This is a genomic window from Pseudoalteromonas sp. HM-SA03 (assembly GCF_002289345.1).
In the GTDB taxonomy this organism is placed as follows: domain Bacteria; phylum Pseudomonadota; class Gammaproteobacteria; order Enterobacterales; family Alteromonadaceae; genus Pseudoalteromonas.
The window spans coordinates 65,531-85,261 of the sequence record NZ_NSDG01000089.1 but is presented as its reverse complement, the minus strand read 5'-3'; the positions used below and the strand labels follow the sequence as shown (position 1 = coordinate 85,261).

Here is a 19,731-nt window from a genome sequence, read left to right as displayed (position 1 = left end):
ACTTAATAAAGCGGTCTGTATTGTAGTATAGAACAATGGTGAAAAGATGACGGGAAGCCCTACCCAACGAAGCAGGGCAACAAAATGTATTAAAGTGGTAAGGAAGTGCTGCGCTTAACGCAAGTCATTGTAACATTTGAATGTACTTCTTGGACGAACTCTAAATTAAGTAAGTTATCACGAACAAATTGCTCATAGCCTTCAATGCCTTTCGAAATGATACGCAACATAAAGTCCATAGTGCCTGCCATAGAGTAGCACTCTGTCACTTCGTCATAACTTAAGATCAATTTTTCAAACTCGGCAAGGTTGTTGCGGCCATGGTTTGAAAGCCTAACATGCGCATAAACCAACATATCAAATCCGAGCTTTTTCTCATCCAGCAATGCAACTTTGCCTTTGATGTAACCGTCTTGCTCTAATTTAGCGATGCGACGCCAACAAGGGGACTGAGATAGTCCCACTTTATCAGCAATTTCAGCGGTAGAAAGACTTGCGTCTTGCTGTAACAATGCCAGTATCTGGCGATCTACTTGGTTTAATGACATATCTATTCTAGTTTAATTAGCACACCAGTCTATTAACCGATGCTGATTGTTATTCCCTGAAGCATAGCAAATTAAAAAATGCACATCACTACTATGCCACTTCCACTATATCTAACCAAATCGGCCACTCATAAAAGGATTTGTCGCCTTTTCGAAGCCAATTGAGGTATTTTCACCATGGCCAGAATGCACCACGACCTCATCAGGCAAAGTAAACAGCTTATCTTGTATAGACTGTTTTAGTTGGGCTGCATCGCCTTTTGGAAAGTCAGTACGACCAACAGAACCTCTAAACAACACATCTCCCACTAAGACCTGTTTTGAGTTTGGTTCGTAAAAAACCACATGCCCCGGAGTATGCCCTGGACAATGTCTGACTTCGAGTGCGAGGTTCCCCACTTTAACCTTATCCCCATCATTTAACCACTTAGATGGTAAAAAAGCTTCATGATTAGGAAAACCAAACATCTGTGATTGCATTGGCAAGGCTTCCAGCCAAAATTGGTCGCTCTGATGAGGCCCGATAATCTCGATATTAAAATGCTCACTTAATACTGTACTTGCTCCCACATGATCAAGGTGCGCGTGGGTAAGTAAAATCATGCTTGGCACTAACCCTTGTGTGTTCAACTGAGTAATAATTTTTTCCGCTTCACCACCTGGGTCTACAATTGCAGTAGCCTGTGTTTCTGGGCACACGATGACACGACAATTTTGCATAAACGGGGTAACTGGAATAGTGAACACTTGCATGATTAGTTTGCTCCAAACGACATCAAAACAGGATATTTAAGATATGCATTATCATAAAACGGCGTTCTTGCATAAAGCCACTCCATCCTCGCTTTTGGATCGTTTGCAAACTGCTTGTCTTCACGTATTTTTTTATCGAAGGCTAATGCCATAGCTGGATTTTGTTTTAGCATTTTCCGCGCAAAAGGTTCAAGTGCATAATTTTCAACATATTCTGTACGTTGGAAAATAGTATTGAAATCGCCCCAAGCAAAAAATGAGTCAGGCGCTTCTGGATGTAGTAAGTGAGTTACCAGCTCTCCAGATTTTTGCGCTGTTGCTACTTTATACCAACCACTTAGGTCTACCTTATCTGAGAGTTCCTGAATGTCGAAAATCGCATTCACTCTAAAGCGCCCTTCAAAAGGAGTAGTATCGAACTTGTAGTCTTTTACTGTAGCTTGGCTTACTTTTTCCACTATCGTTCCATCTGGTAGTGTAGAAACGGTTATTCCATGCAACTTTAATTTTTCGACCACTTCAGGGTATGCTGGTGGAATGTAAAACTGCTCAGGTACATTCACCGTTGTTTTTACTTCCTTCTGCCAATAAATTGGCAGTTTTTCATAGTTTTGTGGCTCGCCTAAGTACTTAGCTTCCAAATGACCAGACAATGCACTTTCAAACTGCTTGTATTGGATGCCTTTAAATTGAATGTAGTCGGGCTCTTTTGCATAGCTGCGTTCAACAACCAATTGTTTCGGTGTGAATTCAGCCTCTTTCTCAACCGCTTCTCGCAGTGCCTGAATATTATTTGAAAGGCCACTGATAACGCCATCCATAAACACATAAGTGCCTAACACGCGCTGCTTATAGGGCTTCAATGAGTGATTCTCTACCAGTATGGTCGGCAGTCCCTTTAAATCTCCCCAACCATTTGAAAATCGTGGCGTTGCCACCCAACCAGCCAATCCCTTTTTAAAGTCTCGCTTATCCATCACAAATACAAGTGGACCTGGAATATGCCCTTGAGCGGCAAGCGCTGCATTAATTTGTGGCGAAATCTGATTTTCTAACACCTCAGCTATTGCTGGTGACTCACTTGCAAAAGTTGGGTTAAAACCATAAGTGACATCGTATTGGTAGTCTGCGCCATCTGTTACATGAACATCGATGTACAGATCCGGATTGTATTCGTTAATCACCTGCATGACCGCCTTAACTCCTGGCGTGTTCAATTTAGTGTAATCACGATTCAGATTTAAGTTATTGGCATTGGTTCTGAAGCCCATAACAGTCGGGCCGCGTTGATTTATACGGTTAAATTCACTGCGTCTTTCATGCCCATCGACGTTGAGAATAGGGATAAAGAGTAAATTCACTTTCGTCAAGATATCACGGCGCTTACCGGTTGCAACATCGCGAAGCAACATAAACATGGCATCTTTGCCGTCAATTTCTCCGGCATGAATACCAGCTTGTACTAAAATGGTTGGCTTACCATTATTAATAACATTTGATTTATCACCGCCCTGCTCCGTTGCAACAATCATCTTAATTGCGCGATTACTATTGCTAAACCCAATGGTTTCTAGCTTAAATTGGGTCGGATTGGCAGCCACTAGGCGGTCAACAAATGCCATCGTATCTGCGTAATTAGGAGAATCTATCGCACCGCTTAGTTCAAAATCAGTCGTTAATGGGCCCTGTTGTTGTAATAGTTGTTCGCTTTTGCCCTGCCACTCCATCAAGGGTGGTAAATGACCGTTCATACCTAGCATTGCAGTAAGCATAATAATGCTGGAACTCATCATATTTCTCTATTCCTCTGCTTTTATCTGCCAATTATATCAATATTTTAGATATCGGCTTACAATGTGCGGTGATTCAACAAAAATTTGCAGTTAATCGCAGATAACCATAACTTTAGGGATCAAATGAGCGTACAAAAATCAATTTTAATCACAGGTTGTTCTAGCGGGATTGGTTATTACTGCGCTGTGCAATTGTCAAAAGCAGGATATCAAGTTATTGCTTCGGTTAGAAATGCAAAAGACTTGAATAAATTTGAAGGCACAGACATTCAGTGTGTTTTGCTCGACTTAGCGTGCGAGCAAAGTATAAATGATGGCTTTAACCAAGCTTTGACAATCGCAAATGGTCAGTTAGACGCCTTATTCAATAACGGTGCTTACGGCCAACCTGGTGCGGTAGAAGACTTGCCTACAGAGGTGTTACGGCAACAATTCGAAGTTAACTTTTTTGGCTGGCATACGCTCACCTGTCTCGCAATTGAGCAAATGCGTAAGCAAGGCGCAGGTCGCATTATTCATAACTCATCCGTACTTGGATTAGTCGCACTGCCATATCGCGGTGCCTATAACGCGAGCAAATTTGCACTCGAAGGACTTACCGATACCCTACGCATGGAGCTTTCAGGTAGCAATATTCAAGTTAGCCTAATAGAGCCAGGCCCAATCGTGTCTAAATTTAGAGAAAACGCGAAACACGCCTTTTTAGTGAATATCGATCACGAACATAGCGTACATCACAATGCATATCAGGCGCAGCTTAACCGCTTAGGCTCAGAAGAAGCTCCGCAAAAATTCACTTTGGGGCCAGAAGCTGTTTATAAAGTGCTGCAACACGCGCTGAGTGCTAAGACTGCAAAGCCTAGATATTACGTTACGTTTCCGACCTATTTGATGGGATACTTGAAACGAATATTGAGCAGTAAGATGCTGGATAAAATCTTAATAAAAAACCGCTAACGTTAGAGTTTATAACGAATATAAAACTAAAAAAGGAGCCAAAGGCTCCTTTTCAATACCAGGTTTAGTCCTAAGACTAATTCTAGTTCTGCTTATTAAGCAGCTAGACCATCTTTTGCTTTAGCAACTAGTGCTGCGAAAGCTACTTGGTCGTATACTGCGATATCAGCTAGGATCTTACGATCGATTTCAATCGATGACTTTTTAAGGCCATTGATGAAACGGCTGTAAGAAAGACCATTTTGACGTGCAGCTGCGTTGATACGAGCAATCCATAGTTGACGGAAAGTACGTTTCTTAGCACGACGGTCACGGTAAGCATATTGACCAGCTTTAGTTACCGCTTGGAAAGCTACGCGGTAAACGCGTGAACGCGCTCCATAGTAACCTTTAGCTTGCTTTAATACTTTTTTGTGACGTGCACGTGCAACTACGCCGCGTTTAACTCTTGCCATTTCTGATATCCTCTATTAAGCGAATGGTAACATACGATCGATTAGGCCTAGGTCATTCTTATGAACCATAGACTTAGCACGAAGGTGTAATTTACGCTTTGAAGATTTCTTAGTCAGAATGTGACGAAGATGCGACTGTTTACGCTTGTAACCGCCAGAAGCAGTTTTTTTGAAGCGCTTAGCAGCACCTCTGTGTGATTTTAGCTTATAAGCCATTTGCAATAACTCCGAATGATATTGCTTTAACACAATGTAAGTAGGCGGAGATAAACTCACTTGTAGGCCTAACTTACTACCTAAAACCGGTGAAGGATCAATACCTTACTTTAAAACCGGATAACGCAGGTGGCGTTAGCACTTGAGACCTGCGTTAAATTCGATGCGTATTATGCCGAGATTAAGACTTTTTAGCAATAGGTGCCATCATCATTATCATCTGACGACCTTCCACTTTTTTCGGGAAAGACTCAACAGATGCGATATCTTCCAACTCAGTCTTGATACGGTTTAACAGGTCGATACCAATTTCTTGGTGCGCCATTTCACGACCACGGAAGCGAATTGTGACTTTAGCTTTGTCGCCCCCCTCAAGAAACTTGCGAAGGCTACGTAGCTTAACTTGGTAATCACCAACATCAGTACCAGGACGGAATTTAACTTCCTTAACCTGAATTTGCTTTTGCTTTTTCTTTTGTTCTTTTTGGATTTTTGCTTTTTCAAAAAGGAACTTACCGTAGTCCATCACTTTACAAACTGGTGGTTCAGCGTTTGGACTGATCTCAACTAGATCTAGACCGGCTTCTTCCGCCATGTTTTGTGCGTCTCTTGTTGAGACAATGCCAGCTTGCTCGCCTTCAGCGTCAATTAAGCGAACTTCTTTCGCTGTAATCTCTTCGTTAATACGATTTTTCTGAGCGTTATTTTGCCCTTTTTTGCCGCCTCTAATGGTACGTTCCTCCAAAAAATTCAAAAGTAAATGCGTGCACCAGAAAAAGTAAAGTACACGCAAGTTTATATTTATAGTCGATTTTTAATCTCTTCGCTAACTTTCGCGATGAAATCGTCAACCGAGAATTTACCTAAATCTTCACCAGTACGGGTTCTTACTGCAACTTCTTGTTGCTCGACTTCTTTATCACCCACCACTAGCAAATAAGGTATACGTTTTAAAGTATGCTCGCGGATTTTAAAACCAATCTTCTCATTTCTCAAGTCGGCACAAGCTCTTATTCCAAGTTTATTCAACTTTTGTACAACTTCGTGGACATAATCGGCTTGTTTGTCCGTGATATTCATGATCACAACTTGCTTTGGTGCAAGCCAAGTTGGGAATTGACCAGCGTATTCTTCCGTTAGGATACCAATAAAGCGCTCTAGTGAGCCTAGAATTGCGCGGTGGATCATAACAGGGGTTTTACGCTCGTTATTTTCCGCAACATATGTTGCCCCTAAACGGCCAGGTAGTGCAAAGTCTAATTGCACTGTACCACATTGCCATGCACGCTCTAAACAGTCATATAGCGTGAATTCAATCTTCGGTCCGTAAAACGCACCTTCCCCTGGTAAATATTCAAACTCGATGTCATTGGCTTTCAAAGCATCTGCAAGTGCAGCTTCTGCTTTGTCCCACATTTCATCTTCACCGATACGTTTTTCAGGGCGCGTCGATAATTTAACAACGATCTTTTCGAAGCCAAAAGTTGAATACGTATCATACACCATTTTGATACATGCTGATACTTCGTCCATGATCTGTTCTTCTGTGCAGAATACGTGCGCATCGTCTTGTGTAAATCCACGAACACGCATCAAACCATGTAGTGCACCAGATGGTTCATTACGGTGACAACAACCAAACTCAGCCATACGCAATGGTAAATCACGGTATGACTTTAGACCTTGGTTAAAGATCTGCACGTGACCTGGGCAGTTCATCGGCTTAATAGCATACTCACGTTTCTCTGACTCAGTCGTGAACATGGCATCTGAATACTTGTCCCAGTGGCCTGATTTTTCCCACAAACCACGGTCCATCATCAACGGACCTTTTACTTCTTCGTACTGATATTCGCGTAGTTTTTCGCGAACAAAATCTTCGAGCTCACGATAAATGCTCCAGCCATCATTGTGCCAAAATACCATGCCTGGCGCTTCTTCTTGCCAATGCCACAGATCGAGTGCTTTACCAATTTTACGGTGATCACGCTTCTCAGCTTCTTCTAAACGCTTAAGATACGCCTTTAGCTGCTTTTTGTCAGCCCAAGCTGTACCGTAGATACGCTGTAACATCTTGTTTTCTGAGTTGCCGCGCCAGTATGCGCCCGCCACTTTCATAATCTTGAAGTGGTGACAGAACTTCATATTTGGTACGTGCGGACCACGACACATATCAACATATTCTTCGTGGTGATATAAACCTGGGCGGTCATCTTTCGCGATATTCTCGTCGAGGATTTCCATCTTATAGGTTTCACCGCGTGCTGCAAATGCATCGCGCGCTTCTTGCCAGCTCACCTTTTTCTTTACTACGTCGTAGTCGGTTTTTGCCAACTCCAACATACGCTTTTCTATCGCTTCAAGGTCCTCTTGAGTAAGCGAATGCTCTAGGTCAACATCGTAATAAAAACCGTTGTCGATGGTAGGACCAATCGCCATTTTAGCTTCTGGGAACAATTGTTTTACAGCGTGACCAATCAAGTGCGCACACGAGTGACGAATAATTTCAAGACCGTCGTCGTCTTTTGCGGTGATGATTTCAAGTGCTGAATCATTTTCGATGAGGTCACAAGCGTCAACACGAACGCCATTTACACGGCCAGCAATCGTTGCTTTCGCAAGGCCTGGACCGATGTCTTGAGCGACTTCTAGAGTAGTGACAGGGTTTTCAAAAATACGCTGACTGCCGTCAGGGAGAGTAATAACTGGCATGATAAATCCTATTTACAGTGGTGACACCTACAATGCATCACATGTATTTAATTAATTTTAACGTGTGCCTATCAACGCTTTTACGAATAAGCATTGTCTTGCGCGAATTATCGCGGCTCATCCAAGGGCTTTCGAATAAGAACCACTATTCTCGCGTGTTACTTGGCTAAGTGCAAGCCTAGAGCTAAAATTAATAGATTAATTTATAAAAACTATTTTGGGATTGTTCGTGGCCAAAAAGCGTTATCGATTTGCAACCTTTAATCTACTAAATTTTGCAGCACCGCCTTATTCTTTTTATCAGCTTCATGAGCACTATAATGAAACACAGTGGCAAACCAAAACTCAGTTCATCACGGGACTCATTCAGCATATAAACCCCGATGTCATTGTGTTTCAAGAAGTCTTCTCACCTGATAGCTTACAGATGCTGTGTGAAGACTTGGGTCTTGTCCACTTTGCCACTGTAGATGCGCCAAGTCCTGATCACGTCTACCCATCGGTACTGTTTAAGCCCGTGGTCGCTATCGCATCAAAACTACCATTTAAATCCTTTGCGCCGTTAGAGCCCTGCCCCGAATTACTCGAATACCTTAATAATCAACATCAATTTAAATTCAATCGCACCCCGATAAAATGTAAGTTCGACATCCCAGGCTTCGGGTTACTGGCGTGTTATGCCGTCCACTTTAAATCTCAACGCGTGCATTCAATGGCCCACATGCTGGGAGATGCCAATCAAGACGATCCGCTACTTACATTACTTCACGAAACCGTAGGTACTATGCAGTCGCAAATATCACGTTCGCTCGAAGCTTCCATCATTTATTACGACGCATTAAAGACACAAAGAGAAAAACAGGCTGCAACCTTGGTGATGGGCGACTTCAATGATGAATTAGACAGCCCAGCATTATCTTTTATGACACAAGCTTTTCCACCTGTCCTTGCTAGTAATAGCTTTGACAGTGTCGGGTTGTTCGACAGTTTTCTTTACGCCGACAACAACCACAAGGGAAAACCAGCCAGTCATTACTATCAAGGTGAAGGTAACGTACTTGATTACATTCTTTGTTCAAAAGAATTCAATCCCAACCGAGAAACGCCCAGGGTGAAGTCGTTACATTACTACAGTTACGATGCTCACCTTGACCCGAAGCGTATGGACGAAGATATTTGCTATTCTGACCATGCGGCGATAGCAATAGAAATAACACTGTGAGATAATTTAATTTTTGCATAATCTGGACACGAAAATGAGAACACTTGGGGTTGAAATTTCAGGCAGCGAAGCTCTGCTTTGCATGCTAACGAAAGAAAATGATGTTTTTGATATCAGAGATATTCGTCAGCGCCGCTTTACGTTAAGCAACCAAGGGACAGAACTTGATGAAATGCGCAAGTTCCAATTCGACTTTGCAAAACTAGTAGAAGATTACAGCGTAGATTCTATCGCCATTCGTCAGCGCCCACACAAAGGTAAATTCGCAGGTAGTGCGGCAGGTTTTAAAATGGAAGCTGCTATCCAGTTAATTTCAGGCGTGGACGTGCAGTTACTATCTGGTACCGAAGTTAAAGAGCAATTAAAAAGAAACCCAATTCCTGTTGACTATGAAGACACTGGATTGAAAAAATTTCAAGAGCAAGCTTTCATCAATGCCTATGTTTATATTCTTCGTAAGACATACGGCAAAGAAGAATAATCGTATCAAGAGCCTGCAGTTACTTAGCTACAGGCCTTTTTATTGGCTTCCACTTCTCTCTTCCCTGTAAATAATTCAAATATAAAATTGTTGTAAAAATTTTGTTTTTCTTTGATTCAGCCCTCCGCGCTTTTATGCTATTAATATAACCGTAATAAACCCGCAAGGAGTGGATTTAGGTGTTACTTCAACAATATGGAAAAACCGTTATTTTTTGCGCATGTTCGCTGATAACAGTACCAGCATTAGCAAACTCAAGCGCTAACCCAGCTTCTTTAATCTTTGGTGTTAATTCAGATAAACGTGTGTTTGAAAACACACAGTCACTTGAAAGCCAAATTCCAGTCAAGGGGCATTTAGATAGCAGCTCAGCAAACATTCAATATGCAGCAACCTACCATTCTATCGTTGGCAATTATTTTGAAGCAGAAAAGCTCACTTCTGGAGTGATTAATCCAGATATGTTGCTGAATGATTATCAGCTAGTTCCCGCGTTAGAAATCATAGAAAAAAAGGCTGCTGACACGCGTATTACTATGGTAAACGAAGCGTATCACAACGCTAAACACCGAGCGCTAACGATTGCCCTGTTAAAGCCTTTATATGAACAAGGCTATCGCTATCTTGCATTAGAAGCACTTGCCCCACAGATAAGCGTTGAGCAGCAAATAAATAAACAGGGCTTCACAACATACGAACATGGGATCTACACCATGGAAGCGACTTACGCTAGCTTGATATTTGAAGCCAAATCGCTTGGCTATGAGATTATTAGTTACGATCACGACTCACAACAAGGTAGAGCCAAAGCCGCAGCCGAACACTTAAAAGAAAAAATATTTGATAACAATCGTGATGCAAAATTACTCGTTCACCTCGGATTTTCTCAGCTAGATGAACAAAACCAGCTAGCGAGTGAGCTCAAGCAAACATTGACAATTAATCCACTCACCGTTGATCAGGTTCGCTTATCTGAGGTTCAATCAGTCAGTGGCAATACCCCTTTGCTGCTCGCACGGGTAGCAAGCCAGTCTCAGCACTACTCTTCAGACCCGCAAAGGTTTGATCTTTCTGTAACTTGGCCCAAAACCACTAAAATCAATAATAGACCAAATTGGCTCTTTGCAACGTTTGATCTACAACAACAATCACTCGGTGTATGTAAAAAGATTTTTCCATGCTATTTAGAGCTATCATTTTTTGTCGATAAAGGTAAAAAACTCGTCCCAATCGATAAGATTACAGTAGAAAAGCCACATGCTCAGGTCTATTTAAAGCACTATTCTACGCCATTGACTTTAAGTAGCTATAATGCTGTCACTGGTGAGCTCATTACACAAAAACTACTTAACCAAAGACAGCTATAATAATTCGTGCAAATTAAGCACCAATCTGTGACTCGCGCATTTCATACTATCAAGGTAGACTAGCTTCTGAACAAATTTAGGGATCATCCATGTATCGAGTATTTGAACGCTTTACCAAACCCTTTCCCGAGCAAGAAGTTGGTCAGCCACCACAAGGTTTGTTGGCTTTCTGTCGCTTCTATACTAAGGGAATGGAATTACCCTTGTTATTTATGTCGCTAAGTGCTGCGATCCTCGCAATTTTGGAAGTAGCATTATTTGGCTTTATGGGTGATTTGGTTGACTGGCTCTCAACTTATACACCACAAACTCTATTTGAAGCCAAACAAACCGAGTTAATCCGAATGTCTGTGATCACGTTAGTGGCGCTGCCACTGCTAGTCTTTTTTCACAGCGCCATTTTACATCAGAGTTTATTGGGTAATTACCCAATGGCTATTCGATGGCAGGCACACCGCTACTTGCTAAAACAGTCTATGACATTCTATCAAGACGAGTTTGCAGGACGTATTGCAACTAAAGTAATGCAAACCGCCCTAGCCGTACGCGAATCAGTCATGAAACTACTCGATGTGCTGGTTTATATTTTAGTGTACTTCACTGCAATGCTCGCGCTTGTTGCAAGCAGTGATATACGTTTGATGATCCCGCTGGTTATTTGGCTTGGCAGCTATATCTGTTTCCAATTATATTTTGTTCCTAAACTAAAACTTGTTTCTAGTGAGCAAGCTGACGCTCGCTCAGAAATGACAGGAAGGATCGTTGATAGCTATACCAATATTTCAACCGTTAAACTTTTCTCTTATACGAAACGAGAAGAAGAATATGCCAAAGACAGCATGGATGTGTTTATTCAACCTGTATATAAGCAAATGCGCTTAGCAACTAGCTTAAACGTTAGTATTCAAGCCTTAAATTATCTTTTGGTGTTTTCCGTCGCGGCACTTTCCATCTACTTATGGTCTTTTAATGCGATAACCGCTGGTGCTATCGCAATTACAGTGGGTTTAGCCTTACGACTAAATGGAATGGCACAGTGGATAATGTGGGAAATTAGCGGCCTATTCGAAAATATTGGTACAGTTACAGATGGTATGAACACGCTCTCTAGACCGCTTGATATTGTTGACCAACAAACAGCGCCACAATTAGATTTTAAAACCGGAAAAATCGACTTTTGTAACACTAGCTTCGCTTATAAGCGTAAAGATGTGGCGAGACAACATAATGTCATCGACAACCTTAATCTGCATATCAACCCCGGCGAGAAAATTGGTGTGGTTGGCCGCTCAGGTGCAGGTAAGTCGACTTTAGTGAACTTACTACTGAGATTCTACGATACTGACGGCGGCAGCATCGAAATTGATGGCCAAAATATTGCTAAAGTAAAACAGGAAAGCTTACGACGTCATATCGCCATGGTCACGCAAGATACTTCTTTGCTCCATCGCAGCGTACGCGACAATATCCTTTATGGTCGCCCTGATGCATCAGAAGACGAGCTAATTGCCGCAACAAGAGAAGCGCAGGCTTACGATTTTATCCAAGACTTAGAAGACAGTCATGGTAATATCGGCTTTGATGCACAAGTAGGTGAACGAGGTGTGAAATTATCAGGAGGCCAACGCCAACGTATCGCCATTGCCCGTGTATTACTAAAGAATGCGCCAATTTTAATTTTAGATGAAGCCACATCGGCTTTGGATTCTGAAGTTGAGCAAGCTATCCAAGAGAGCTTAGATGCATTAATGGAAGGAAAAACCGTTATTGCAATTGCTCATAGATTATCCACGATTGCACAAATGGACAGATTAATAGTAATGGATGAAGGTCGGATAGTAGAAGAAGGAAGCCATCAATCCTTGCTAGCCTTAGGTGGTATCTACGCCAAACTTTGGTCGCATCAAACCGGTGGATTTATTGGGGTTGAGTAACGCCATTACAAAATAGCACTACCGCCTTTTCAACTAATATATCAAGCTCTGCTTCTGGAAGCGGAGCTTGCCATTTTATCGCGCGTTCCCAATAGCCTAGCTTTTTCAGTGCGCCCCAGAAGTACGCTGCGGCAAAGTCCGCATCAAAACTACCAAGGCACCCTGAATTCGCCGCATCTTCGAACCATTGGATCATCGCGGCCTCACAATGGCTAAACTTTTCATTTAGATTCTGTGCTTGCTCAAAACTGCGCATCGATTCAATCATCACAATACGCGACAAACGCATGTAATCCTCGTCATTCAACAAAGTCATTGCGCTTTTCGCAAGGTGTTGCAGTTGTACCGAAAAGTCATAGTTTGGGATAAATTGTATCGCTGTTATCGGCTTAATCCGCTCAATTAACAGCTCAACCACGGCATCAAAGAGCTCGTCTTTGGTCGAGTAATGCTTGTATAACGTGCGCTTTGATACTTCCGCTGATTGACTGATCGACTCCATCGTCGTCGCCTGCAAGCCTTTTTGAGCGAACTCTTCTATCGCTGCACATAAAATTGACTGCTGTTTTGGTGAAAGTTGCGTCATTTACTTATTCTGTCTTTAATTAATAGTGGGAAAAGCGAGCCATAGATAGCTGCTACTCACATGGTCAGTTGTATACCAAGAACCTCCTCTCTATACAGAGATAAGCCTTCTTTGTAATAAATCAACATTCCCTTTATTTTAATCAATAAAGTCGTTAATAAAAAGTACACATGATCGTATACCTAAATTGAAGAAAAGTACACGCAGCCGTTTACCTTTTATTTCTTTAAGTATACACTACCGTTTACTTGTTTAATTGTCGAACAAATAGCCTTTACTTTGGTGTGGTTAAGGTATGAAATGAAGTCACTTGTCTGATTGCATCCAGTCGAGTGCGCGTTATTAAAGGCAAATTGCAAGGTAGTTCCCCGCTATAGTTGGGGCAGCATACAATGATAATATAGGAATTGGAGTGTTCATGTATCCAGCATCAATACGCAGTCGTGTTAAACACCTATCTTTTTTAATGCTCACGTTAGGCACTTTGTCAGCGTGTTCAGAAGCACCACAGCAAGGGGGCCACGCAATGCCACCTGCGCAAGTGAGTGTACAACAAGTTACTACTCAATCAGTGCCATTCGATATCGAACTTCCGGCAACACTCGCGGGTGATAAAGAAGTAGAAATTCGCTCTCGAGTTTCTGGGATCATCGAATCTCGCAACTTTGAGGAAGGTCAGTTTGTAAAAGCTGGTCATTCACTATTCACCATCGAGCTTAAGCCATTTGAGTTAGCAGTAGATAAAGCACAAGCAGCACTTCAGGCAGCAAAAGCAAACGTTGATCAAACTAAGCGCGAGAGCGAACGACTTGAGCGTTTGAAGAACGAACGTTCAGTATCAAAGCGCGATTTTGATAACTCAGTATCTGCCTATGATATTGCAGTTGCAAATTTAGAATCTGCAAAAGTCGCACTGAGTGAAGCCAAGCTAGATCTTGAATACGCCAAAGTTGAAGCGCCTGTTTCTGGCATTGTGGGTCGTGAGTTGATGTCAGAAGGCAGTTATGTTTCTGGTCCGAGTGTACTATTAACTGAACTTACCGACATCAGCACTATTCGTGCTCGCTTCGGCTTTTCAGAGCGTGAGCAGCTAACAATGCGCCAAGATGTAGAAACTGGCTCATTGTCATTACCGGAAAATAATGAATTTGATACCACAATTATTCTGCAAGACGGTTCACTATACGGACAAGCCGGTAAAGTAAACTTTAGCGACGTTCGGGTAAACCGCTTTACGGGTACCAGTGAGTTACAAGCTCGTATTCCTAATGAAAATGGCGAGTTAAGACCGGGTCAGTTTGTGCGAGTTAAGCTCTCTGGTGCGGTACGCAATAATGCCGTTGTACTTCCACAAAGAGCCGTACTAGACAATGGTACGGGGAAATTTGTGTACATTGCTACCAAAAATGAACAAGGTGCAACCGTAGCCTTACCTGCACCGGTCAAAGTTGGTGAATGGGTCAAGCTTAACAATGAGAATATGTGGGTTATTCGCGAAGGCTTAAAAGAAGGTCAACCTGTCATCGTTGAAGGTATGGCGAGGATCTTCTTCCCTGGTATGCCTGTGTCTGTGAGCGAGCAAGGAGAATAATCTGATGTTCTCCAAATATTTCATAAACAGGCCTATTTTTGCCTTTGTTATCTCTATCGTGATAGTGCTTGCCGGCCTTGCTGCGATGCGCAGTTTGCCTGTCGCACAGTATCCTGAAATTGCACCACCTCAAGTTGAGGTACGTGCAGTATATCCTGGTGCATCAGCGGATGTATTAGAACAAACTGTTGCAACCCCTATCGAAAACGCGATTACCGGTGTTGAAGGTATGATGTACATGACATCAACCAGTACGAACTCTGGCGTAACGACGATCGCAGTTACTTTTGAGATAGGAACGGATGTTGACCAGGCTGCCGTAGATGTAAATAACCGGGTGAAGCAAGTAGAAGCTCGTCTCCCTGAAGAAACTAGACGCCAAGGCGTGGTGGTTCAAAAGACATCTTCTAACTTCTTACAAGTACACGCATTCTATTCGCCAGATGGTACTCGAGAAAGTCTCTGGACATCTAACTATGTCACCATGAATATCCTTGACCGCGTCAAACGCATCCCTGGTACGACTAACGTGCAGATCTTCGGTGCTAAAGACTATGCCATGCGTATTTGGTTGCGCCCGGATATTATGAGTCAACTGCAAGTCACAGCAGACGATATTGCGGGTGCAATTAGAGAGCAAAACTCCCAGTATGCAGCGGGTAGTATTGGTGCAACACCGACATCTCAAGACGCGCAATCGCTCGTTTATAGTGTCACCGCGAAAGGACGTTTATCGACGGCTGAAGAGTTCGAAAATATCATTGTTCGTGCAAACCCAGATGGTTCAACACTGCGCCTTAAGGATGTTGCTCGCGTAGAGCTTGGTTCTAAAGACTATAACTTCCAAGGTACTATTAACGGTAAAGAAGCGGTATTACTCGGTGTATTCTTGCAACCGGGCGCGAATGCGCTTGACGTAGCTAAAGCAGTAGAGGCTGAAATTGAACAGATCAAACCTCAGTTCCCTACAGGCCTCGCTCACGTTAACTCTTACGACACCACACGCTTTGTAGAAGTCTCAATTCGAGAGGTGTTAAAAACGCTTGGTGAAGCAATGATCTTGGTATTCTTAGTGGTTTACCTGTTCTTACAAAACTGGCGTGCAACGCTAATTCCAACGCTTGCAGTTCCGGTCTCGTTACTTGGTACATTTGCAGGTCTATATATGCTCGGTTACTCGATTAACACGCTTACGCTGTTCGGCATGGTGTTATCGATTGGTATCGTGGTAGATGACGCCATCGTGGTACTTGAGAATGTCGAGCGTATTATGCATGAGCAAGGCTTGCAGGCTAGAGAAGCCGCAGTTAAAGCGATGCAGGAAGTAAGCGGCCCCGTAGTCGCGATTGTATTGGTATTGTGTTCGGTGTTTGTACCTATCGCTTTCTTAGGCGGGTTAACAGGCGAACTATTCCGCCAATTTGCGATCACAATCTCCATCTCTGTAAGTTTATCCGGTGTGGTTGCACTGACGATGACACCTGCACTTTGTGTACTGTTGCTTAAGCACGAGCACAAACAAGATGCCAAGTTTTTCTTATGGTTCAATGACTGGTTCCATCGTGTAACCGGGCGCTATGTTGGTGCGGTTAGCTTTATGGTTCGCCGTGGCTTTGTAGGCCTAACATTGATGGTCGCGATGATTGGTGCAACGGTATTCCTGTGGCAAAAAACACCAAGCTCTTTGGTACCAGACGAAGACCAAGGTTACTACATGATTGCGGTGTTCTTGCCTGACGGCTCTTCATTAGAGCGCACCGCTAAAGTGGCTGATGAAGTGATAGCTGCTGCAAAGTCTAACCCAGCTAACGAAAACGTCGTGGCGTTTACGGGGATGGACTTCATCGGTGGTGGCTTCAAAAATAGCGCGGCAACGATGTTCGTGACGCAAACACATTGGGATGAACGCGATGTGTCGGCAAAAGAACTTGTTGGTGAGCTATTTATGAAAACCGCGCATATTAACGAAGCATTAGTGCTGGCGTTTAACCCACCGCCAATTTTCGGCTTGGGTACAACTGGCGGATTTGAAGTCTTCTTGCAAAATAAAGGCGGCTCTGATCCCGCTAAATTGAAGCAAGGCATGCAGATGATCATGGCCGAGGCGCAGAAGAGCCCAATCCTTACAGGCATTCAAACGCTATGGCGTCCTGATGCACCGCAGCTAAAGGTGCATATGGATCGTGAACAAGCGCGTGCCATGGGAGTTAATATCAATTCTGCGTTTAACGCACTTGCAGCCAATTTAGGTAATTACTACGTCAACGACTTCAATAAGTTTGGTCGTGCATGGCAGGTGATTATGTCCGCAGAAGCCGAGTTTAGAATGACACCGGAAGATGTTGGCCGCATTTATGTGAAAAACAATCGTGGCGAAATGGTACCAATTTCTGCGTTTACGGATGTTGAGTATAGTCGCGGTCCAGAAACCATGAATCGTTACAATAACTTATCTGCAGTTAAGTTAATGGGCGAAGCAGCACCTGGCTACAGCTCAGGTCAAGCTATCGCAGAATTTGAGCGTATCGCCAACAAAGTGCTACCACCGGATATGACTTACGAGTGGACGGGTTCCGCGTTCCAAGAAAAGCAAAACTCTGGCACAACCGGTATTGCACTTGGTATGGCCGTGATCATGGTATTTTTGATCCTCGCAGCACTATACGAGCGCTGGTCATTGCCATTCTCGGTTATGTTAGCACTCCCGTTTGGTACTTTCGGTGCACTGGTCTCAATCTGGATTGCTGGGCTAACCAACGACGTTTACTTCCAAATCGGTTTGGTTACCCTACTTGGCCTTGCAAGTAAAAATGCCATTCTTATTGTCGAGTACGCGCTAATGAAATATCAAGAAGGATGGAGTCCAGCAACCGCAGCCCTTGAAGCGGCAAGACTGCGTTTTAGACCTATTATCATGACTTCACTTGCTTTCATACTTGGCGTAGTTCCGCTAGTTATGAGTTCTGGAGCAGGCGCAGGAGCAAGACACAGTGTGGGTACCGGCGTAATGGGTGGTATGCTCTCGGCTACCTTCCTCGCAGTATTCTTCTTGCCGCTGTTCTTCTATTGGCTAATGGCAAGACGAATGTCAGAGAAGCGTTCTAAGCAAGAGCTTTCAGATGAAATCGCGAAGCATCATAAAGATGAGCATGTCGATACAGATGAAGGATTGGCTTAATAACATCCCTTAAGTTAAACCACAAAACGCCTGAATTTTCAGGCGTTTTTTATACCCCAAAAAAGCTACTCTTGACCTTTCCACTACCTCACCATCACACACTTTATCACTAGCCATTAGTCGTAATTTCCTGCTTTTCATCCAAATGCACTTGATTTTGTCGACAATTAGGTTATCACTGATAAAGCATAATGATAAAAACTAGAGATCAACAGCAAGGACAAGATATGACAACAGAGAGCCAATTAATAAAAGCAAGTGCACTTACAAAGAGTTACTTTAAAGGCCCCCAAGTAGCACCGCTCACTCAACTCACCATAGGGCAATATCTAGAAGATATTGTCGACAATTATCCAGAAAGAGAAGCCATTGTTGTCTCTCATCAATCAGTTCGCTTAAATTATCGTGAGTATCTGGCAAAAATAAATCAACTTGCCGCAAGCCTTTTAGCTGTGGGGATCAAACCAGGGGATAGAGTTGGGATTTGGTCTCCGAACAACCTTGAATGGAGTCTAGTGCAGTTCGCAACTGCTAAAATTGGCGCAATCATGGTGTGCATTAACCCCGCCTATCGCCCAAGCGAACTTGAATACGTGCTAAACAACGTTGAGTGTAAGATGTTAGTTATGGCGAAATCATTTAAACATAGCCATTACGTTGACATGATAAGAGAACTGGCACCAGAATCCTACGACTGCATGTTTGGCGAATTGTCTTCTCAGCGCCTTCCCTCACTCAAACAGATTGTGCTGATTGACAAGGATATTGAACCAGGTCTAATGAATTTCAGCACCCTGTTATCTAAAGCTAATGATGCCCACTATCTTGAGGCAAATGCGATTGCAGCCAACCTAAATGCCTGTGACGCTATCAATATTCAATTTACTTCAGGTACTACAGGCAACCCAAAAGGCGCCACCCTCACCCACAGTAATATCCTCAATAACGGATTACTCGTCGCCAATGCTATGAAGCTCACAGAGCAAGACAAGCTTTGTATTCCTGTGCCACTTTATCATTGCTTTGGCATGGTGCTCGGTAATCTCGTTTGTATTAGTAAAGGTGCGTGCGCCGTATTCCCTAACGATAGCTTTGATCCGCTTGTCACCTTAGAAGTTGTCGAACGAGAAAAATGCACCGGGCTTCACGGTGTACCGACAATGTTTATCGCACAATTAGAACACTCAGACTTTATGCAATTTGATTTATCTTCGCTGCGCACTGGGGTGATGGCAGGTTCCACCTGCCCAGAAAAGGTCATGCGCCAAGTACAAACCCAAATGCATATGACCGATGTACTCATTGGTTACGGGCAAACCGAGTGCAGCCCAATCAACAATATTACCGAGATCGATTCGCCTGTAGAAAAACGGGTGCAGACTGTTGGTCGCGCTATGCCACATACCGAGGTCAAAATTATTGACGAGCTAGGACATATTGCTCCAATTGGTACGCCTGGTGAAGTATGTGCCCGAGGATATTGCGTAATGAAAGGCTATTGGCAAGACCCAGAAAAAACGGCGGCGTCCATAGATGACGATGGCTGGTTACACTCTGGCGATTTAGGGGTAATGGACGGCGAAGGGTTCGTTAGCATCGTCGGCCGCATAAAAGACATGATCATTCGCGGTGGCGAGAATATTTACCCCAGAGAAATTGAGGAAGTACTTTATCATCATCATGATATTCAAGATGCCGCTGTATTTGGGATTAAAGACGAAAAATATGGTGAGGAAGTATGTGTTTGGGTTCAACTTAAGCCCGGACACTATATTTCGGAAGAAGATATTCGTGTATTTTTAAAAGATAAACTTGCCTATTTCAAAGTACCAAAATACGTCAAACTAGTTGACGCCTATCCGATGACCGTAACTGGTAAGCTCCAAAAATTTAAAATGAGAGATCAAATGGAGCAAGAGTTATATCAGACAGCGTAAT

At 43.1% G+C, this 19,731-nt stretch carries 16 protein-coding genes; 8 read left to right on the top strand and 8 right to left on the bottom strand.

Annotated elements, in window-relative coordinates:
* Positions 1-89: 89 nt before the first annotated feature.
* The 3 genes from CKO50_RS18120 to CKO50_RS18110 form a co-directional block, all read right to left on the bottom strand.
* On the bottom strand, positions 90-548 hold the full coding sequence (locus CKO50_RS18120) for an Lrp/AsnC family transcriptional regulator (protein WP_010376979.1): 459 nt from the start codon (positions 546-548) through the stop codon (positions 90-92).
* A 111-nt stretch (positions 549-659) separates the two neighbouring features.
* The gene (locus tag CKO50_RS18115; RefSeq protein ID WP_095729297.1) at positions 660-1,301 is read right to left on the bottom strand and encodes an MBL fold metallo-hydrolase; all 642 of its coding nucleotides are present in this window, start codon (positions 1,299-1,301) and stop codon (positions 660-662) included.
* A 2-nt stretch (positions 1,302-1,303) separates the two neighbouring features.
* Positions 1,304-3,091 carry a M14 family metallopeptidase gene (locus CKO50_RS18110; RefSeq protein WP_176474705.1) on the bottom strand — a complete coding sequence of 596 codons (1,788 nt, stop codon included), beginning with the start codon at positions 3,089-3,091 and terminating at the stop codon, positions 1,304-1,306.
* 126 nt (positions 3,092-3,217) lie between these two features.
* Between CKO50_RS18110 and CKO50_RS18105 the strand changes: the two genes are divergently transcribed.
* The gene (locus CKO50_RS18105) at positions 3,218-4,051 is read left to right on the top strand and encodes an SDR family oxidoreductase (RefSeq protein WP_095729295.1); all 834 of its coding nucleotides are present in this window, start codon (positions 3,218-3,220) and stop codon (positions 4,049-4,051) included.
* Between the two features lie 95 nt (positions 4,052-4,146).
* Here the strand turns inward: CKO50_RS18105 and rplT are convergent, their stop codons facing one another.
* The 4 genes from rplT to thrS form a co-directional block, all read right to left on the bottom strand.
* On the bottom strand, positions 4,147-4,506 hold the full coding sequence (gene rplT, locus CKO50_RS18100; protein WP_010376973.1) for a 50S ribosomal protein L20: 360 nt from the start codon (positions 4,504-4,506) through the stop codon (positions 4,147-4,149).
* Positions 4,507-4,521: 15 nt separating this feature from the next.
* Positions 4,522-4,722 carry a 50S ribosomal protein L35 gene (rpmI, locus tag CKO50_RS18095; RefSeq protein WP_010604868.1) on the bottom strand — a complete coding sequence of 67 codons (201 nt, stop codon included), beginning with the start codon at positions 4,720-4,722 and terminating at the stop codon, positions 4,522-4,524.
* Positions 4,723-4,903: 181 nt separating this feature from the next.
* A complete protein-coding gene (gene infC / locus CKO50_RS18090) occupies positions 4,904-5,467 on the bottom strand; it encodes a translation initiation factor IF-3 (RefSeq protein ID WP_095729294.1) in 564 nt (187 codons plus the stop codon).
* Between the two features lie 56 nt (positions 5,468-5,523).
* Positions 5,524-7,434: a threonine--tRNA ligase gene (gene thrS / locus CKO50_RS18085; RefSeq protein ID WP_095729293.1), complete on the bottom strand. Its 1,911-nt coding sequence runs from the start codon at positions 7,432-7,434 to the stop codon at positions 5,524-5,526.
* 229 nt (positions 7,435-7,663) lie between these two features.
* On the opposite strand from thrS, the gene CKO50_RS18080 reads away from it, so the two are divergent.
* From CKO50_RS18080 to CKO50_RS18065, 4 genes are all read left to right on the top strand, one after another.
* Positions 7,664-8,656 carry an endonuclease/exonuclease/phosphatase family protein gene (locus CKO50_RS18080; protein ID WP_095729292.1) on the top strand — a complete coding sequence of 331 codons (993 nt, stop codon included), beginning with the start codon at positions 7,664-7,666 and terminating at the stop codon, positions 8,654-8,656.
* A gap of 34 nt (positions 8,657-8,690) precedes the next feature.
* The gene (locus CKO50_RS18075; RefSeq protein ID WP_095729291.1) at positions 8,691-9,137 is read left to right on the top strand and encodes a DUF3010 family protein; all 447 of its coding nucleotides are present in this window, start codon (positions 8,691-8,693) and stop codon (positions 9,135-9,137) included.
* Between the two features lie 179 nt (positions 9,138-9,316).
* Positions 9,317-10,504, top strand: coding sequence for a hypothetical protein (locus CKO50_RS18070; protein ID WP_095729290.1), 1,188 nt, complete (start codon positions 9,317-9,319; stop codon positions 10,502-10,504).
* Between the two features lie 89 nt (positions 10,505-10,593).
* Positions 10,594-12,438: an ABC transporter ATP-binding protein gene (locus tag CKO50_RS18065; protein WP_095729289.1), complete on the top strand. Its 1,845-nt coding sequence runs from the start codon at positions 10,594-10,596 to the stop codon at positions 12,436-12,438.
* Here the strand turns inward: CKO50_RS18065 and CKO50_RS18060 are convergent.
* A complete protein-coding gene (locus CKO50_RS18060; protein WP_095729288.1) occupies positions 12,422-13,024 on the bottom strand; it encodes a TetR/AcrR family transcriptional regulator in 603 nt (200 codons plus the stop codon). The genes CKO50_RS18065 and CKO50_RS18060 overlap by 17 nt on opposite strands.
* A 418-nt stretch (positions 13,025-13,442) precedes the next feature.
* Here CKO50_RS18060 and CKO50_RS18055 point away from each other — a divergent pair, with 418 nt between their 5' ends.
* The 3 genes from CKO50_RS18055 (at position 13,443) to CKO50_RS18045 (ending at position 19,730) form a co-directional block, all read left to right on the top strand.
* Complete coding sequence (locus CKO50_RS18055; RefSeq protein WP_095729287.1) at positions 13,443-14,615, top strand: efflux RND transporter periplasmic adaptor subunit; 1,173 nt, start codon at positions 13,443-13,445, stop codon at positions 14,613-14,615.
* A gap of 4 nt (positions 14,616-14,619) precedes the next feature.
* Positions 14,620-17,793 (top strand): efflux RND transporter permease subunit, encoded by a 3,174-nt coding sequence (locus CKO50_RS18050; protein WP_010604876.1) that lies wholly within the window; start codon positions 14,620-14,622, stop codon positions 17,791-17,793.
* Positions 17,794-18,020: 227 nt separating this feature from the next.
* Positions 18,021-19,730 carry an AMP-binding protein gene (locus CKO50_RS18045; RefSeq protein WP_095729346.1) on the top strand — a complete coding sequence of 570 codons (1,710 nt, stop codon included), beginning with the start codon at positions 18,021-18,023 and terminating at the stop codon, positions 19,728-19,730.
* Position 19,731: the final 1 nt, after the last annotated feature.

Bases quoted from the DNA above. Each gene is read 5' to 3' on its own strand.
- CKO50_RS18075 (WP_095729291.1), top strand. From the start codon at position 8,691: ATGAGAACACTTGGGGTTGAAATTTCAGGCAGCGAAGCTCTGCTTTGC.
- CKO50_RS18115 (WP_095729297.1), bottom strand. From the start codon at position 1,301: ATGCAAGTGTTCACTATTCCAGTTACCCCGTTTATGCAAAATTGTCGT.
- rpmI (WP_010604868.1), bottom strand. From the start codon at position 4,722: ATGGCTTATAAGCTAAAATCACACAGAGGTGCTGCTAAGCGCTTCAAA.
- CKO50_RS18120 (WP_010376979.1), bottom strand. From the start codon at position 548: ATGTCATTAAACCAAGTAGATCGCCAGATACTGGCATTGTTACAGCAA.
- thrS (WP_095729293.1), bottom strand. From the start codon at position 7,434: ATGCCAGTTATTACTCTCCCTGACGGCAGTCAGCGTATTTTTGAAAAC.
- CKO50_RS18065 (WP_095729289.1), top strand. From the start codon at position 10,594: ATGTATCGAGTATTTGAACGCTTTACCAAACCCTTTCCCGAGCAAGAA.
- CKO50_RS18110 (WP_176474705.1), bottom strand. From the start codon at position 3,091: ATGAGTTCCAGCATTATTATGCTTACTGCAATGCTAGGTATGAACGGT.
- CKO50_RS18105 (WP_095729295.1), top strand. From the start codon at position 3,218: ATGAGCGTACAAAAATCAATTTTAATCACAGGTTGTTCTAGCGGGATT.
- CKO50_RS18050 (WP_010604876.1), top strand. From the start codon at position 14,620: ATGTTCTCCAAATATTTCATAAACAGGCCTATTTTTGCCTTTGTTATC.
- CKO50_RS18060 (WP_095729288.1), bottom strand. From the start codon at position 13,024: ATGACGCAACTTTCACCAAAACAGCAGTCAATTTTATGTGCAGCGATA.
- CKO50_RS18045 (WP_095729346.1), top strand. From the start codon at position 18,021: ATGACAACAGAGAGCCAATTAATAAAAGCAAGTGCACTTACAAAGAGT.
- CKO50_RS18055 (WP_095729287.1), top strand. From the start codon at position 13,443: ATGTATCCAGCATCAATACGCAGTCGTGTTAAACACCTATCTTTTTTA.
- rplT (WP_010376973.1), bottom strand. From the start codon at position 4,506: ATGGCAAGAGTTAAACGCGGCGTAGTTGCACGTGCACGTCACAAAAAA.